At 59.9% G+C, this 15,817-nt stretch carries 11 protein-coding genes; 5 read left to right on the top strand and 6 right to left on the bottom strand.

Going from position 1 to position 15,817, the window contains the following annotated elements; genetic code table 11:
• Positions 1 to 44 precede the first annotated feature (44 nt).
• The 3 genes from guaB to AC0IYN_RS16080 all read right to left on the bottom strand — a co-directional run bounded on the left by guaB (position 45) and on the right by AC0IYN_RS16080 (position 3,186).
• Complete coding sequence (gene guaB, locus AC0IYN_RS16090; RefSeq protein ID WP_252993003.1) at positions 45 to 1,514, bottom strand: IMP dehydrogenase; 1,470 nt, start codon at positions 1,512 to 1,514, stop codon at positions 45 to 47.
• A gap of 220 nt (positions 1,515 to 1,734) precedes the next feature.
• Positions 1,735 to 2,283: a hypothetical protein gene (locus AC0IYN_RS16085; RefSeq protein ID WP_025859262.1), complete on the bottom strand. Its 549-nt coding sequence runs from the start codon at positions 2,281 to 2,283 to the stop codon at positions 1,735 to 1,737.
• A gap of 135 nt (positions 2,284 to 2,418) precedes the next feature.
• Complete coding sequence (locus tag AC0IYN_RS16080) at positions 2,419 to 3,186, bottom strand: sulfite exporter TauE/SafE family protein (protein ID WP_406599074.1); 768 nt, start codon at positions 3,184 to 3,186, stop codon at positions 2,419 to 2,421.
• A gap of 99 nt (positions 3,187 to 3,285) precedes the next feature.
• Here AC0IYN_RS16080 and AC0IYN_RS16075 point away from each other — a divergent pair, with 99 nt between their 5' ends.
• From AC0IYN_RS16075 to leuA, 5 genes are all read left to right on the top strand, one after another.
• A complete protein-coding gene (locus tag AC0IYN_RS16075; RefSeq protein ID WP_406599073.1) occupies positions 3,286 to 4,176 on the top strand; it encodes a LysR family transcriptional regulator in 891 nt (296 codons plus the stop codon).
• Between the two features lie 30 nt (positions 4,177 to 4,206).
• Positions 4,207 to 5,586 carry an exodeoxyribonuclease VII large subunit gene (gene xseA, locus AC0IYN_RS16070; protein ID WP_078050094.1) on the top strand — a complete coding sequence of 460 codons (1,380 nt, stop codon included), beginning with the start codon at positions 4,207 to 4,209 and terminating at the stop codon, positions 5,584 to 5,586.
• A gap of 3 nt (positions 5,587 to 5,589) precedes the next feature.
• Positions 5,590 to 6,411 carry a peptidoglycan DD-metalloendopeptidase family protein gene (locus AC0IYN_RS16065; RefSeq protein ID WP_406599072.1) on the top strand — a complete coding sequence of 274 codons (822 nt, stop codon included), beginning with the start codon at positions 5,590 to 5,592 and terminating at the stop codon, positions 6,409 to 6,411.
• 91 nt (positions 6,412 to 6,502) lie between these two features.
• Positions 6,503 to 10,012 (top strand): membrane-targeted effector domain-containing toxin, encoded by a 3,510-nt coding sequence (locus AC0IYN_RS16060; RefSeq protein ID WP_471842317.1) that lies wholly within the window; start codon positions 6,503 to 6,505, stop codon positions 10,010 to 10,012.
• Positions 10,013 to 10,377: 365 nt separating this feature from the next.
• Entirely contained in the window at positions 10,378 to 12,057 is a 1,680-nt protein-coding gene (leuA, locus tag AC0IYN_RS16055) for a 2-isopropylmalate synthase (RefSeq protein ID WP_406599070.1), read from the top strand.
• A 164-nt stretch (positions 12,058 to 12,221) separates the two neighbouring features.
• Here leuA and AC0IYN_RS16050 read toward each other — a convergent pair whose 3' ends face one another.
• The 3 genes from AC0IYN_RS16050 to der form a co-directional block, all read right to left on the bottom strand.
• Positions 12,222 to 13,013, bottom strand: coding sequence for an amidohydrolase (locus tag AC0IYN_RS16050; RefSeq protein WP_406599069.1), 792 nt, complete (start codon positions 13,011 to 13,013; stop codon positions 12,222 to 12,224).
• Positions 13,001 to 14,149 (bottom strand): pyridoxal phosphate-dependent aminotransferase, encoded by a 1,149-nt coding sequence (locus AC0IYN_RS16045; protein WP_078050097.1) that lies wholly within the window; start codon positions 14,147 to 14,149, stop codon positions 13,001 to 13,003. The genes AC0IYN_RS16050 and AC0IYN_RS16045 overlap by 13 nt, the downstream gene beginning before the upstream one ends.
• A gap of 114 nt (positions 14,150 to 14,263) precedes the next feature.
• Positions 14,264 to 15,733 (bottom strand): ribosome biogenesis GTPase Der, encoded by a 1,470-nt coding sequence (gene der, locus AC0IYN_RS16040; protein ID WP_078050098.1) that lies wholly within the window; start codon positions 15,731 to 15,733, stop codon positions 14,264 to 14,266.
• Positions 15,734 to 15,817 lie beyond the last annotated feature (84 nt).

Below are 15,817 nucleotides of genomic sequence, written 5' to 3'. Positions count from 1 at the left end.
GGGCTGAAGAACAGCCCCGGTTACTTAACATTTTGCTGGAAGCCTCAACCTACGCGGTAGTTTGGCGCTTCCTTGGTGATCTGCACGTCGTGGACATGGGATTCAGCCATGCCGGCGCCGGTGATCCGTACGAACTCTGGCTTGGTGCGCATTTCTTCGATGTCGGCGCTGCCGGTGTAGCCCATCGAGGAACGCAGGCCGCCCATCAGTTGATGGATGATCGCGCTCAGGGTGCCTTTGTACGGCACGCGGCCTTCGATGCCTTCCGGAACGAGCTTCTCGGCGCCTGCCGAGGAGTCCTGGAAATAGCGGTCGGAAGAGCCTTGCGCCTGGGACATGGCGCCCAGCGAACCCATGCCACGGTAAGCCTTGTAGGAACGGCCCTGGAACAGTTCGATCTCGCCTGGCGCTTCTTCAGTACCGGCGAACATCGAGCCCATCATCACGCAGGAAGCACCGGCTACGATGGCCTTGGACAGGTCACCGGAGAAACGGATGCCGCCGTCGGCGATCAACGGTACGCCGGTGCCTTCAAGGGCTGCGGCGACGTTGGCGATGGCGCTGATTTGCGGCACGCCCACACCCGCTACGATACGGGTGGTGCAGATCGAGCCCGGGCCGATACCGACCTTGACCGCATCCGCGCCCGCTTCGGCCAGGGCCTTGGCGGCAGCTCCGGTGGCGATGTTGCCGCCGATCACCTGTACTTCAGGGAAGTTCTGCTTGACCCAACGCACGCGGTCGATCACGCCTTTGGAGTGACCGTGGGCAGTGTCGACCACTACCACGTCAACACCGGCAGCGACCAGGGCCGAAACGCGGTCGCCGGTGTCTTTACCGGTGCCGACCGCAGCGCCCACGCGCAGACGACCTTGGTCATCCTTGCTGGCCAGCGGGTAAGCCTTGGCTTTTTCGATGTCGTTGACGGTCATCATGCCTTTGAGGGCGAATTTCTCGTCGACGATCAGCACGCGCTCGATGCGGTGCTTGTGCAGCAGTTCGCGCACATCGTTCTTGTCGGCGCCTTCCTTGACCGTGACCAGACGCTCTTTAGGCGTCATCACTTCACGGACGGTGACTTCAAGACGGTTCTCGAAACGCACGTCACGGGAAGTGACGATGCCGACCAGGTCGCCATCGTGCAGTACCGGAACGCCGGAGATGTTGTGCAGGCGGGTCAGGTCGAACAGGTCGCGCACGGTGGCGTCGGCTTCGATGGTGATTGGATCTTTCACCACACCGGCTTCGTAACGCTTGACCTTGCGCACTTCGGCAGCTTGCTGCTCGATGGTCATGTTCTTGTGGATGATGCCGATGCCGCCTTCCTGAGCCATGGCGATGGCCAGACGGGCTTCGGTGACGGTGTCCATGGCAGCGGAAACCAGGGGAATATTCAGCTCGATGCCACGGGTTAGGCGGGTCTTGAGACTGACTTCGTTAGGAAGCACCTCGGAATAACCGGGCACTAGGAGAATGTCGTCGAATGTCAGAGCTTCTTGGCTGATACGCAGCATCGCGGGGGCTCCCGAGCGGGAAAATGGAAGCGCGCCATTATATACATGCACCCTGTCGGGCTCAATGTAAAACTCTGACAAACTTGGTAATACTGATAGATGGAGAAAAACAGCCACTGTAGGAGCCGGCTTGCCGGCGATGAGGCCCTTGAGCCTGGCGCTCGACCATTGGGCGCCATCACCGGCAAGCCGGGCTCCTACAGGGGGGCGCCGCAGTGAGTTACAACTCGACTTTGACCCAGCTCATCTTCTGGTCCAGCCAGTCGGCAAATTCATCGATAAAGCTCTGTTTGAAGCCCGCCTCCGCCCAGTTGTTGAAGATGAAGCCCAGGTTGGAAAACCCGCATTCCTGCAGGAACAGGAAGCCGTTGATGTCGTCTTCATGCCCACACAGCGGGCAGGTGAAGTTGTCGGTGTGGCCGGGCATCCAGTCTTCCAGGCTTTCGAACAGGGCTTCGCCGACTTCCTTGAGGCACTCCGGGCAGCCGGCTTCTTCGAGAAAGCCCTTGGCGGGGGTGTAGATGCAGCGCTTGTAGATGATCTCCAGGCCGTTGATCGGCTCGTTGAACGGCAACGCCTCGGGGTGCAGCACCACCGCGCGGGCACCGTCGGCCAGGGCATAGCCCATGCGATTGCCGGTGCGGCCACAGGTGGTCAGCTCTTCCTTGATGATGTTCTTGCGCACCAGCCAACGCACGATTGCCCGGGCGCGGGGTTCGTGGACGGGCAAAGTGGAGATTTTCGGGACAAGGATGCTTTGGGAGTTCATGAGAGTCCTGCGGTGTGGCCACTGGCGCCATCGCCGGCAAGCCGGCTCCTACAGTTGATCGCATTCCAATGTAGGAGCCGGCTTGCCGGCGATGAGGCCCTGAAGGCTGGCAGCTTAATCCCTGCCCCACACAGGTCAAGTGCTCAGGTAGCGCCCGATCAGTGCAATACCGCTCGCCAGCACCAGCCAGGTCACCAATCTTACAAATGCCTCACGGGACATGCGCATCGTTAGCCTGCGCCCACACCACAGCCCGAGGGCCATCGCCGGCAGCAGGCACACCGCCAACATCAACAGCGGCAAATCAGCATACACCCCGGCCACCAGGAACAGGCTCAGCCGCACCACCGTGCTGCAACTGATCAACGCACTCTGGGTGGCGCGCGCGGCGTCCTTGGGCAGGCGGCTATTGAGATAGATCGCATAGAGAAAGCCGCCACTGCCAAACAATGCGCCGAACAAACCACCGACGGTGCCCATGGGAACCGACCAACCCGCCGCCAGTTGGGCTGGCCGTGCCTTCACTGCCAAGCTGTAGACCGCATAGACGCTGATAAACAAGCCCATCAGCAGCAGTAACAGGTCCGAATGCAGATTGAGCAAAAACACCACGCCCAGTGTGCAACCGATCGCCATGCACGGCAGCAAGCGCAGCAGCTCCGGCTTGTTCACGTCCCGCCGCGATTGCAGCAGGTTGCCAAACGCTGCGACAAAATCCAGCAGCACCAGCAGTGGGATGATCTTCGACAGCGGCATGAACAGGATCAGCAGCGGCCCCGCCACCAATGCGGTGCCAAATCCCGCGATACCGAACACGATATAGGCCACGACAATACCCAGGCCGATCACCAGCCAATCCACACCACCAAACGACCACTGACTCATCAGCTCAACCGGGCTCATCGGGAATTCCTTGTTAGAGATGGCCATCACTTTAGCCATCGGCGAGGGATGCGACTAATATCTTCAAAGCCCTCCACCCATCTCGAAAAGGCATGACGCGTGATCTCTACCCGCCAACTGCGCTACTTCGTCGAAATCGCCGACAGCGGCAGTTTCAGTGCCGCTGCCGAACGCCTGTTTGTGGCGCAATCGGCCCTGAGCCGGCAGATCAAGGAGCTGGAAACCCAACTGCACACCCCGTTGTTCGAACGCACCGCACGTCAACCACGCCTCACCGCTGCCGGCGAAGCCTTTTATCCGCGAGCCCGCAACCTGCTGAGCGAACTACTCAAGGCCAGCGAGATGGCGACTCAAGTGGGCAATGGCAAGCTCGGCACGCTGCGCTTGAGCCATTCGAGCACCGTGCCCATGAGCGGCTCGCTGCTGCAAGGCATCAGCACCTGGCTGGAGCGTTGCCCTGGGGTGTCGATGGATATCGCCAAACTATCTTCCGAAGCACAACTGGACGAAATCGCCGACGGTCGCCTGGAAGTCGGGGTGTTGCGCTTGCCCGTGCTGCGCCAGCGCGAGGGCGTGCGGGTCTTGCCTCTGTACAGCGAGCAACTGCTGCTGGCCGTGCCGCCGAATCATGCACTGGCGCGCAGTCAGGTGCCTATCGAGCTGGAGCAACTTAGAGACGAAGCGTTTATCTCGATCCCTCACCCCCAGCGTGGCGGCCTCAGTTATCTGTCAGCCGAGTTGTGCATGCGTGCGGGATTTTTCCCCAAGGCTGCACGAGTGATGTCACGCAAGACCACCCAGTTGCAGTTGATCCAGGCCGGCTTCGGTATTGCCTTGTTACCAAAATCCATGCAGGACATTGCGCCAGCCAACGTGCACTTTTTACCCCTGGCCGACCCGGACTGCCTCAGCACCGTGGCCCTGGCCTGCGCACAGGCGCCGAGCGCGCTGGTGGAGCAATTCTGCCAAACCTTGCGCGAATGCCTATAAACTGCCGACCATGATTAAAGATCGCCTCTCATGATTAAAGACCCGTTTGCCCGCCTGGGCCTGGACCGCGAAGTCCTGACTGTCAGCCAGCTCAACGGCCGCGCGCGGGTGTTGCTGGAAGACGTGTTCACCAATATCTGGGTCGAAGGCGAGATCTCCAACCTCGCCCGTCCGGCCTCTGGCCATGTGTACTTCACCCTCAAGGACAGCGGCGCACAGGTGCGTTGCGCACTGTTTCGCAACAATGCTGCGCGCGTGCGCCAGGCACTCAAAGATGGGCTGGCCGTGAAAGTGCGTGGCAAGGTCTCGTTGTTCGAGGGCCGTGGCGACTACCAGTTGATCCTCGATACCGTGGAGCCCGCCGGTGATGGGGCGTTGCGTCTCGCGTTCGATGCACTGAAGGAAAAGCTCAGCGCCGAAGGCCTGTTCAGCGCCGAACGCAAAGTGCCACTGCCCGCACACCCTCGGCGCATTGGCATTATCAGCTCACCGACCGGTGCAGTGATCCGCGACATCATCAGCGTGTTCCGCCGTCGAGCGCCGAACATTGAACTGACACTGATCCCCACGGCCGTGCAGGGTCGCGAAGCGATTCCCCAGATTGTTCGCGCGTTGAAACTGGCGGATGCGCGCGGCTTCGATGCACTGATCCTGGCCCGTGGCGGCGGTTCACTGGAAGACCTCTGGTGCTTCAACGAAGAAGCCGTGGCCCGTGCGGTGGATGCGTGCATCACGCCGATCGTCAGTGCCGTCGGTCATGAAACTGATGTATCGATCAGCGACTTCGTGGCGGACGTGCGTGCCCCTACCCCCTCCGCCGCGGCTGAATTGCTTGCGCCAGACGCCAGCCACCTGGTGCGCCAGGTCGAAAACCTGCACCGCCGCCTGGTGATGCTGATGCGCAACCGCCTGAGCCACGACCGCCTGCGCCTGGAAGGCATGGCCCGGCGCCTGCGTCACCCCGGCGAACGCCTGCGCCAACAAGCCCAGCGCCTGGATGACCTGGACATGCGCATGCGTCGCGCGTTCGAACGCAGCCTCAATACCCGGCGCGAACGCCTGATCCGCTTGGAAACCCGCCTCGCCGGCCAACACCCCGGCCGCCAACTGGCGCTGCTGCGCCAGCGCCTGGAGAGCCTCGCCGAACGCCTACCCCGCGCCATGCGTGAAGGCCTCAAGGCCCGGCGCCTGCAACTGCAGAGCCAGGTGCAGACGCTGCAGGTGGTCAGCCCGCTGGCGACCCTGGGCCGTGGCTACAGCATCCTGCTGGACGAGCGCGGCCAGGCCATTCGCAATGCCGCGCAAACCCACACCGGCCAGCGCCTGACCGCGCGCCTCGGTGAAGGCCAATTGCAAGTGCGGGTGGAAGACAACCACCTGACACCCGTCACCCTTTCGTTATTGGATTGATTGATGCCACGTCTCTTTAGCCTGCTGATGTTGTTTTGCCTCGCCTTCAACGCCAACGCCGACAGCTACATTTCCCGCACCTTGAACAAACCGGTGCCGGGTGGTGTTGCCGTGGTTGAACTGGGCCCCGCAGCAGCGGCGCCGAAAGCCACCTATCAGGGCAAGCCGGTACTGGTGGTGAAAGAGGCGGACAACTGGCTGGCGATTGTCGGTATTCCATTGACGGTCAAGCCAGGCAACGAACGCATCAGCAGCGGCGGGCGCAACCTGCCGTTTATCGTTGGCTACAAGAAGTACCCGGAACAACGCATCACCCTGAAAAACAAAAGCCAGGTAAACCCCGACCCGGCGCAGCTCAAACGCATCGAAGCGGAGCTGGCGGTGCAGATCAAGGCCTACCGCAGTTTCAGCCCGAACCTGCCGAGCAACCTGGTGCTGGACAAGCCGGTTAACGGGCCGCTGTCGAGCAAGTTCGGCGTGCGGCGTTTCTTCAACGGTGAAGAGCGCAACCCCCATTCGGGCCTGGACTTCGCCGTGCCGGCCGGCACCCCTATCAAGACCCCGGCGAACGGCAAGGTGATTCTGGTCGGTAACTACTTCTTCAACGGCAACACGGTGTTCGTCGACCATGGCCAGGGCTTCATCAGCATGTTCTGCCACATGTCGAAGATCGACGTGAAAGTCGGCCAGCAGCTGGCGCGCGGAGCGGTGGTGGGCAAGGTCGGTTCGACAGGCCGTGCGACCGGGCCGCACATGCACTGGAACGTCAGCCTGAACGACGCACGGGTCGACCCGGCGATCTTTATCGGTGCATTTCAGCCCTGAGGCAGCACTCCCACAAACAACCCACAGTGGCGTCTTCAAAGGCGCGCACGCAGGGCCAGATAACACCCAGTGACACACTCACTGGAATCAAATGCTCGGTTCTCAATACATAAATGGCGACACGGCTCATACGGAGTGCCGTGCAGCCATCATTCACGTTATGAGAACCGACAGCATGCAGCTATCTAGCACTCAACGACGCTCGCCGCACTTTCAACAGGGAAGTCAGTCCCCCGCTGAACCCGATAGCGAATCACGCACATTACCTGCCTCACCGCCCGAGTCCAGCGCAGCAACGAACCCCCATGAAACAGAACTACTCAAGGCCTACCTTTCGGCCATACAGAGCCCCGCGTCGGACGCCTCGTCCGTCATTGTAAATGTGCCCCTGCAGAGCACACTGGGCCAATGGCTAGCGCTTTATCGTGCACAAATAGAACACCCTGTCGTTCAACGCTGGCTAAACGCACAAAACATCGATCAGTCCGCCCTGCTTACCATCAACCCAACGTCTGGCACGTTAATAGCCCAGGTGGGCGCAGAAAAGAAACATTTCACTCTCACGGACACGTCCGGATGGGGACAGGTCTCGGCTCCGCTCCTGGCAGCCGCCAGGGTCATTGCACCTGGCAACGTTGATGAGCTCCAGGTGCAATTCGGGACTGGCTCAATACACGTCAACGCAACGGTAGTCTCACATTTCCAGGGTGAAACACCCCCAAAGACGCTGGCCCAAACCCGGACGTTGATCAGGCGCCTGTACCACAACCAAGCGTTTGACCCCATTCCCAACGACGACCGCCTGCGCCCGGCCAGTAGCCGCTCAGCACAAGCCCTGGAACAGCATAAACAAGATGCCGCCAAGTTCTACATCGGCGCACCTCAAGCACTGGCTTACACACGCCTGGCAGTCGATGTGGCCAACACGCTGCCTGATGTGCGGGCAGAAGCCAAGAAATGGGCAGAAAGCCTTATCTTCCAGCTGACCGGCAAGTATGTGGATGCCGACACGATTTACTTAAATCGGTTCAAGAGTTCAAGCACGCCGCTCAGCCGAGAAACCGCCACGGTGACCGGTTGGGAGCATCCCAATGAGGAACCCTATTCGTCATTGCGCCTACCGGACGCCCTGTTGAAGAACTTCTCCGAGCACGACTGGGATCCCGGCAGCCTGGACTTGGAAGCCGGTCTATACATGGACGGCCCCGGCAAAAGTCAAAAGGGTGGATACGGTTCCCACAACCAATTCCCTCTGGCACCTTCCACTGTGATGCACGCGAGTTGGAAAACCGACTTTCAGGCTCAGATGAGCAAAAAAATAGATACATTTTGGAAAGACCAGCTGAATGACTATGAGGTAGCGCTCAAAGGAGAGTTCGTTTTTCAGGCCCGCAAGCAACTGAAAGCGTTTGAGCGCAAATCACCCGCAGAGCAAGCCCTTCAAGCGCCTGAGCATGGTTTCACCCGCGACGATTATCGAATGGTGATGGCAGCGGCGCCCCACTTGCCACTGGATGAAAATGCACCACTGACCGTCGAACAACTGAAGGCCAAGGCCCCCGTAAAAGGCAACGTTCAGGTCCATGCGCTGGATATCGGTGGTTTCCCGTCGAGCGATATTCTGCGATTTACCGATCTTGGCAACCACCAGCAAATTCTCTACATACCAGGTGCTGAACCGGCTTTTCTCAAGTTTGCCTCTGTCGAAGCACTGGACCAGTGGATCGCAGAGCAGACCAAGAACGTAAAAATAAGCCAGGCGCTGCTTGCCCACTTCCCGCTGCTCACCCGGCAGAACCACGAACCCGGCACTCTGGAATACATCGGGACGGCGCTCGCGCCACAACTCTCATTGTTCCTGAAGTTATTCATTGGCTCGCCCAGCAAAGTGGCGGGGCTCGACTCCATCTTCCAAAAACTGTCCACGGGCAAACTGGAACCCGGCGCAGCCGAGCACAGCTCGCTGCACACAATCAAGGGAGATGCTTTTGCCAGCATCGCGCACGCAAGCAAAGTCCGCATGGCCAGTGACGCCGATAGCGTCATTAAGTCCAACAGTGAAGTCACACGCGACACCTGGCTCAACGACGTGACCGTAGCGGCGGGCTTACTGGCCAAGCTTGCCCCCATCGCCGCCCCGGTTGCTGCCGCGGCGGTAGTGACAGGCTTGACGGAATTCGCACTGGGCGCGGAAAAAGAATATTCCGGGGACACCGAAGCGGAACGCAAAGACGGAGCATCCAAGGCGTTCGATGGTTTGCTCAATACGCTATTCTCTGTAGGCGCAGAGGCGCCCCTGAAAGATCCGCTCATTCCTCCTGAAGAAGAACCACTTGCCTCGATACCAGGCAAAAGCCCTCGGATCGTCGAGCCGGAAGCAAACCGGCTACGACCCAGCCAAGCAGGCAATATCAGCCAGCATGCAGTAGCCGACGGTGAGCAGTTGATTGAAAACGCTACGTGTAACGCGAAAGGCATCTATCAGGTCAAGGATGCAACAACTGGGGAAGATCACTGGTTCATCCGTTTTACCGACACGACCGGCGTTCGGCAGGTGAATGAGATCAAGGGCAATTTCAAACTCAGCAATGAGTATGTGCAGATCATTCAAAGAGAAACTGGCAAGCCCGTGTTAACCGTGTACCCCACTGCCGATGGGGAGTGGCGAGTATATGAGATACTTGGAGGTAAGCGACATCGGGGCAGGGCCTTACCCGCCGAGTGCGACACTTACATGGATCGGATTCTTTCGGGCAATGCGGCCAATGACGTCAACGGTGATCCGGCGGTAACCGGGCAGATCCGACGCTGGTTCAGGCGCGACATGGACATTTTTTACAACAATCTGGAAACAAATGGGATGCCGGCGCGTCCTTCGCCTCCCGTAATGACCATCAACAGTACACCGGAGTCGGCCATTCAAAGCACGTTATCGCAACCCGGCGTGCGTGGGCTGGTACTGGGAGAAATACATGACGAACCTGCGGCGTATCAACTGGTCATCGATCAGATGCAGGAGTTCCAGGACAGCGGCGTCACCACCATTTACGTTGAAGGTGCGCCCTTTATCCAGGGTTCGTCGAACATCGCCGACGCGGCGCTGCTCCCTTCAGATGCGCCCTATTTTGGTCAACACCCCTACGACCCGGCCTACACGGGTGGCCCTACGCTGGTAGACATCATCAACGAAGCAAAAAAGCATGGGATAAAGGTCATTGGGCTTGAACACCTGCAATTGACGTGGCGCACCGACAATCCGATGAAAATGAGTTTGCTCACACACCCTCGGGGAGCAGAGTTCCGACTGAAGGAGTTCAATTACTTCGCGGCAAAGATCATCGACCAAACACCACCCGGCGAAAAGTTCGTGGCCATTGTCGGGAAATCCCATATGAATACTGATTACGGGGTCCCCGGAATCGCAGAGCTGACCGACGGGGTAGGAATGTCCGTGACGCCCTCTCTCAAAGGCAGCTCCAGCATCGTGAGCCAGCCCCCTCATACACCTGCACCGACGCTGAAACTCCTGCGTGGCACCAGTATCCCTGAGCCTTACGGTGATATTCATGTGAATTACAATATTGACGCACTGACCGATTGACGCGGACGCGATATCCAGAGCCCGCAAGCGCATACGCTGCGGGCCAACCGATTGCGCACCGCCAGACCAATAGCGCAACAAATCCCCACAAAACAAAAACAAACAACAACAAAAATCAATAAAAAAGTAAAAACAGGAAATTATCTCAATTTTTTTTCGTAACTTGCCATCTTTCCGCCACGCGGTTAGGGTTGGGCCTATGAAAACCTCTCACACCCTCATTCAGCTCCGCCAGCACCGCAGCCTGTGCCTTGTCAGCGCACGACTGCCAGGCTGAATCGATCTGCCTCGTCTTTACGTTTTATCCCTAAAAACAGTTATACGGCAGGCCGCCTTTTCTCGGCCCCTACAACAAGGATTTCCCGATGAGCATGCTCAAAGACCCGTCTTCGAAGTACCGCGCGTTCCCGACCATCGATATCCCGGACCGCACCTGGCCATCGAAGACCATCACCGAAGCGCCGATCTGGTGCAGTTCCGACCTGCGTGATGGCAACCAGTCGCTGATCGAGCCGATGGACGCTGTGAAAAAGCTGCGCTTCTGGAAGACCCTGGTCGCCGTTGGCGTGAAGGAAATCGAGGCCTCGTTCCCGGCGGCGTCGCAAACCGACTTCGACTTCGTGCGCACCCTGATCGAAGATGGCCACATCCCCGAGGACACCACCATCCAGGTGCTGACCCAGGGCCGTGAAGACTTGATCGCCCGCACCTTTGAATCCCTGCGCGGGGCCAAGAAGGCCATCGTGCACTTGTACAACGCCACGTCGCCGTCCTTCCGCCGTATCGTGTTCAACCAGGACAAGGAAGGCATCAAGGCCATCGCGGTCAACGCGGCCAAGCTGTTCGTCAAATACGCCGCCCAGCAGCCGGAAACCCAGTGGACCTTCGAATACTCCCCGGAGACCTTCAGCGCCACCGAGCTGGAGTTCGCCAAGGAAGTGTGTGACGCGGTGATCGAGGTGTGGAACCCGACGCCTGAGCACAAGATGATCCTCAACCTGCCGGCCACCGTGGAGTGCGCCACGCCGAACATCTATGCCGACCAGATCGAGTGGTTCGGTCGCCACATCAACCGCCGTGACAGCGTGATCATCAGCCTGCACACCCACAACGACCGTGGCACCGGCGTGGCCGCCACCGAGCTGGGCCTGATGGCCGGCGCCGACCGTGTCGAAGGCTGCCTGTTCGGCAACGGCGAGCGTACCGGTAACGTCGACCTCGTGACCGTCGCGCTGAACATGTACACCCAGGGCCTCGACCCACAGCTGGACTTCTCCGACATCGACGGCGTGCGCAAAGTCGTCGAAGAGTGCAACCAGATCCAGGTTCACCCACGTCACCCGTACGTCGGTGACCTGGTGCACACCGCCTTCTCCGGTTCGCACCAAGATGCGATCCGCAAGGGCTTCTCCCAGCAGAAAGACGATGCGCTGTGGGAAGTGCCGTACTTGCCGATCGACCCGGCCGATATTGGCCGCAGCTACGAAGCGGTGATTCGCGTGAACAGCCAGTCGGGCAAGGGCGGCATCGCCTACCTGCTGGAACAGGAATACGACATCAGCTTGCCGCGTCGCATGCAGATCGAGTTCAGCCAGGTGGTACAGGCCGAAACCGACCGCGTCGGCCTGGAGATGACCGCACCGCAGATCTACGCTTTGCTGCAGCGTGAATACCTGCAAGCCAACACCCCGTATGCGTTGGTCAGCCATCGCCTGCAGGAAGAAAACGGCAACAGCTTTGTCGAGGTGGAAGTCTCGGGCAAGGGCCAGGGCGAAACCAACCTGCACTGGAAAGGCAAAGGCAACGGCGCGCTGGAAGCGCTGGTAGCGGGCCTGCCGATTGGCGTGGAGATCATGGACTACAACGAACATGCAATCGGTGCGGGCACCAACGCCAAGGCCGCCGCCTACATCGAGTTGCGCGTGAACGGTGAGCGCCCGGTGCATGGCGTGGGTATTGATGAAAACATCACCACCGCCAGCTTCAAGGCGCTGTTCAGCGCGCTGAACCGCTCGTTGAGCCAGCAGGAAGCGAAAGCCGCGTAAGCCAGTTCGTAGGAATGCAAAAGGCCCCTGGGTGAGAACTCAGGGGCCTTTTTGTTGGCTATCAGATTTGTGTAGCCTGTGAGGGCCTCATCGCGGGCAGCCCGGCTGCCACAGGTAATCGCGCTCCAAGTGTGGGAGCCGGGCTTGCTCGCGATGGCGGTGGGTCAGACAAACTGAAAGCTATCGGCATCCAGGTTGGCCGGGAACTTAGTGCGATATGCCGCCAATTCCGCCGCATCCAGGTTCACCTGGAATACCCCATCCGCCTCCCCCGCACTCAGCAGCGTCTCACCCTGGAAGTCCAGCACCTGGCTGTCCCCGGTGTAGGCAAACCCCTTACCATCCGTGCCCACGCGGTTCACCGCCGCCACGTAGCACAGGTTCTCGATGGCCCGTGCCGGCAGCAGTCGGTTCCAATGCAGGCGCCGCGCACCCGGCCAGTTGGCGGTGTACAGCAGCAGGTCGGTGTCCTGAGCATCGCGACTCCACACCGGAAAGCGCAGGTCGTAGCAAATCAATGGGCGTATACGCCAGCCCTTCAACTCGAACTGCACCTGGCGTTCGCCGGGGGTGTAGTGGTCGTGCTCGCCGGCCATACGGAACAAATGGCGCTTGTCGTAATGCAGCACCTCGCCATCCGGCCGTGCCCATAGCAGGCGATTGCGGTGGCTGCCGTCGGCGGCCTGGATGATCACACTGCCAGTGATCACCGCGTTGTACTTCGCCGCCTGGGCCTGGAGCCAGCGATGGGTCGGGCCGTTCTCTGGCTCTGCGAGGGTTTGCGACGCCATCGAGAAACCGGTGGTGAACATCTCCGGCAGCACGATCAGGTCGGCACCTTTGGCCTGCTCCAACAGCAGCTCGAAATGTTCGAGGTTGGCTTGGCGGTCATGCCAGGCCAGGCTGGTCTGGACCAGGGCGAGAGTCAGGTTCGGCAGTGCACTCAGATCACGCATAGTTTCTCCGCCGCTTGTTGCAGCGTTTCCTCGCGTTTGGCAAAGCACAGGCGCACCAGGCGCTGGCCTTGGGGTGGGGTTTGGTAGAACACCGAGACCGGGATGGTGGCCACGCCGTGTTCGCGGGTCATCCAGAGAGACATGGCGACGTCATCCAGGTCTGGGCGGATCTGTGAGTAATCCACCAACTGGAAGTAGGTGCCAGTCACACGGGTAAAGCTGAAACGGGAGGGAGCGAGCAAATCGCAGAACAGGTCGCGCTTGGCCTGATAGAACGCCGGCAGTTCCTCGACGTGTTCCGGGTGTTCGGCCATGAAGTCGGCCAACGCATACTGCAGGGGGGTTACGCCGCAGAAGTTGACGTATTGATGCACCTTGCGCAGTTCGGCGCTGAGGGCCGGCGGCGCGACGACGTAGCCGGTTTTCCAGCCGGTGACGTGGTAGGTCTTGCCGAACGAGCTGACCACGAAGGCGCGCTGGTACAACTCTTCATGGGCCAGCACGCTGACGTGGGGCACGCCGTCGAAGACCAGGTGCTCGTAGACTTCATCGCTGACCAGGTAGATATCACGGTCGCGGATCAGTTCGGCCAATTGGTCCAGTTCGGCGCGGCTGATCAGCGCACCCGTCGGGTTGTGGGGGGAGTTGAGGATGATCATGCGCGTGCGCGGTGACAGCGCGGCCTTGATCTTCTCGAAGTCGAGGGCAAAGCCGTCCAGGCTCAGTTGCACATGCACGCAACGACCGCCGGCCAGCTCCACTGAGGGCTCGTAGCTGTCGTAGCTGGGGTCGAACACGATCACTTCATCGCCGTTGCGAATCACCGCCTGGATCGCACAGAAGATCGCCTCGGTGGCGCCAGGGGTGATGGTCACCTCACTGTCGGCATTCACCGTGGCGCCATAACTGCGGGCGATCTTGGCCGCCACCTGCTGACGCAGCACCGGCAGGCCGGTCATGGGTGCATATTGGTTGTGACCGAGGGCGATATGTTTGCCCACCGCATCGAGCAAACCCTGGGGGCCATTGAAGTCCGGGAAGCCCTGGGACAGGTTGAGTGCGCCGGTTTCGGCAGCGAGTTGCGACATGGTGGTGAAAATGGTCGTGCCGACATTCGGCAGCTTGCTGGTGATCATCGGAGGCCCCTGCAGGTGAGCCCCAAGTTTTAAGCTGCCGGCCGCACCGGGTCAAGGCACAAACGGTCGCGCACAAAAAAGGGCTCTTCAAGAGCCCTTTTCGCGAGGTCGAAATCAGCGCTTGTCGCGGCGCTTCTTATCGGCCTTCTTGTGGTGAGTCATCAAACGACGCTTCTTGTTCACCTGACGGTCAGTCAAGGTGTTCTTGTTGCCTTCGTATGGGTTCTCGCCACCCTTGAACTCGATACGGATCGGCGTACCGACCAGTTTCAAGACACGGCGGTAGGTGTTCTCCAGGTAACGCACGTAGGACTTCGGCACCTTCTCGATCTGGTTACCGTGGATCACGATAATCGGCGGGTTGGCACCACCCAAGTGGGCGTAACGCAGTTTGATCCGGCGGTTGTTGACCATCGGCGGCGCGTGCTCGCCAACGGCATCTTCCAGGATCTGGGTGAGGCGGTTGGTCGGCCAGCGGGTCACCGCAGACTTGAACGAGTTCTGCACGGAGGCGTAGAGGTTGCCCACGCCGGTGCCGTGCAGTGCCGAGATGAAGTGGATGTCCGCGAACTCGACGAAGAACAGCCGACGTTGCAGCTCGATCTTGACGAAATCGCGCTCGCTCGGCGTCATGCCATCCCACTTGTTGATCGCGATCACCAGGGCACGACCGGCCTCGAGGGCAAAGCCCAGCAGGTTGAGGTCGTGGTCCACCACGCCTTCGCGGGCGTCCATCACGAAGATCACCACGTTGGCGTCTTTGATCGCCTGCAGCGTCTTGACCACCGAAAACTTTTCAACTTCCTCGTGGATCTTGCCGCGCTTGCGCACACCGGCGGTGTCGATCAGCGTGTACTTCTCGTCGTTACGTTCGAACGGGATGTAGATGCTGTCACGGGTGGTGCCGGGTTGGTCATAGACGATGACCCGGTCTTCACCAAGCATGCGGTTGACCAGGGTCGACTTGCCGACGTTAGGGCGGCCGATGATGGCGATCTTGATACCGTCTTTTTCGCTCGGGCCAGGAATGCGCTTGGCTTCCTCACCTTCGGCGACGATCTCTTCCTCACCCTCTTCTTCCTCGACGTCATCCTTGGGGAAGTCGCGCAAGGCGACTTCCAGCATCTGGGTGATGCCGCGACCGTGGGCACCGGCGATTGGAATCGCGTCGCCCAGGCCCATCGGGCTGAACTCGGCACGGGCCTGCTCAGGATCGATGTTGTCGATCTTGTTGGCGACCAGATAAGAACGCTTGTTGCGCTTGCGCAGGTGCTCGCCAATCATCTGGTCGGCAGCGGTGTAGCCCGCACGGGCGTCCACCAGGAACAACACGACATCGGCTTCTTCAATGGCCAGCAGCGACTGCTCGGCCATCTTTTCGTCCATGCCATGCTCGTCACCGGAGATACCACCGGTGTCGACAATAATGTAGGAGCGCCCTTGCCACTTTGCCTCACCGTATTGGCGATCACGGGTCAGACCGGACAAGTCGCCGACAATGGCGTCGCGAGTCCTGGTCAGGCGGTTGAACAAGGTGGACTTGCCGACGTTAGGTCGGCCCACCAGGGCGATTACGGGAACCATGCGGCTCTCCACTTCGTTATTTCAGAAAATACAAAAGCCGCTGCAAGGCAGCGGCTGGTGCTCGGGGCAGCATAATCAAATGCC

The sequence above is a fragment of the Pseudomonas sp. AC112 genome, from assembly GCF_979253545.1.
The sequence above is the reverse complement of the archived record's forward strand: the minus strand, read 5'-3'. Positions and strand labels throughout refer to the sequence as shown.

What these genes read in the sequence shown, in the direction of transcription:
- guaB (WP_252993003.1), bottom strand. Translation starts at nt 1,514, where the DNA reads ATGCTGCGTATCAGCCAAGAAGCTCTGACATTCGACGACATTCTCCTA.
- AC0IYN_RS16085 (WP_025859262.1), bottom strand. Translation starts at nt 2,283, where the DNA reads ATGAACTCCCAAAGCATCCTTGTCCCGAAAATCTCCACTTTGCCCGTC.
- AC0IYN_RS16080 (WP_406599074.1), bottom strand. Translation starts at nt 3,186, where the DNA reads ATGAGCCCGGTTGAGCTGATGAGTCAGTGGTCGTTTGGTGGTGTGGAT.
- xseA (WP_078050094.1), top strand. Translation starts at nt 4,207, where the DNA reads ATGATTAAAGACCCGTTTGCCCGCCTGGGCCTGGACCGCGAAGTCCTG.
- AC0IYN_RS16065 (WP_406599072.1), top strand. Translation starts at nt 5,590, where the DNA reads ATGCCACGTCTCTTTAGCCTGCTGATGTTGTTTTGCCTCGCCTTCAAC.
- AC0IYN_RS16060 (WP_471842317.1), top strand. Translation starts at nt 6,503, where the DNA reads ATGCTCGGTTCTCAATACATAAATGGCGACACGGCTCATACGGAGTGC.
- leuA (WP_406599070.1), top strand. Translation starts at nt 10,378, where the DNA reads ATGAGCATGCTCAAAGACCCGTCTTCGAAGTACCGCGCGTTCCCGACC.
- AC0IYN_RS16050 (WP_406599069.1), bottom strand. Translation starts at nt 13,013, where the DNA reads ATGCGTGATCTGAGTGCACTGCCGAACCTGACTCTCGCCCTGGTCCAG.
- AC0IYN_RS16045 (WP_078050097.1), bottom strand. Translation starts at nt 14,149, where the DNA reads ATGATCACCAGCAAGCTGCCGAATGTCGGCACGACCATTTTCACCACC.
- der (WP_078050098.1), bottom strand. Translation starts at nt 15,733, where the DNA reads ATGGTTCCCGTAATCGCCCTGGTGGGCCGACCTAACGTCGGCAAGTCC.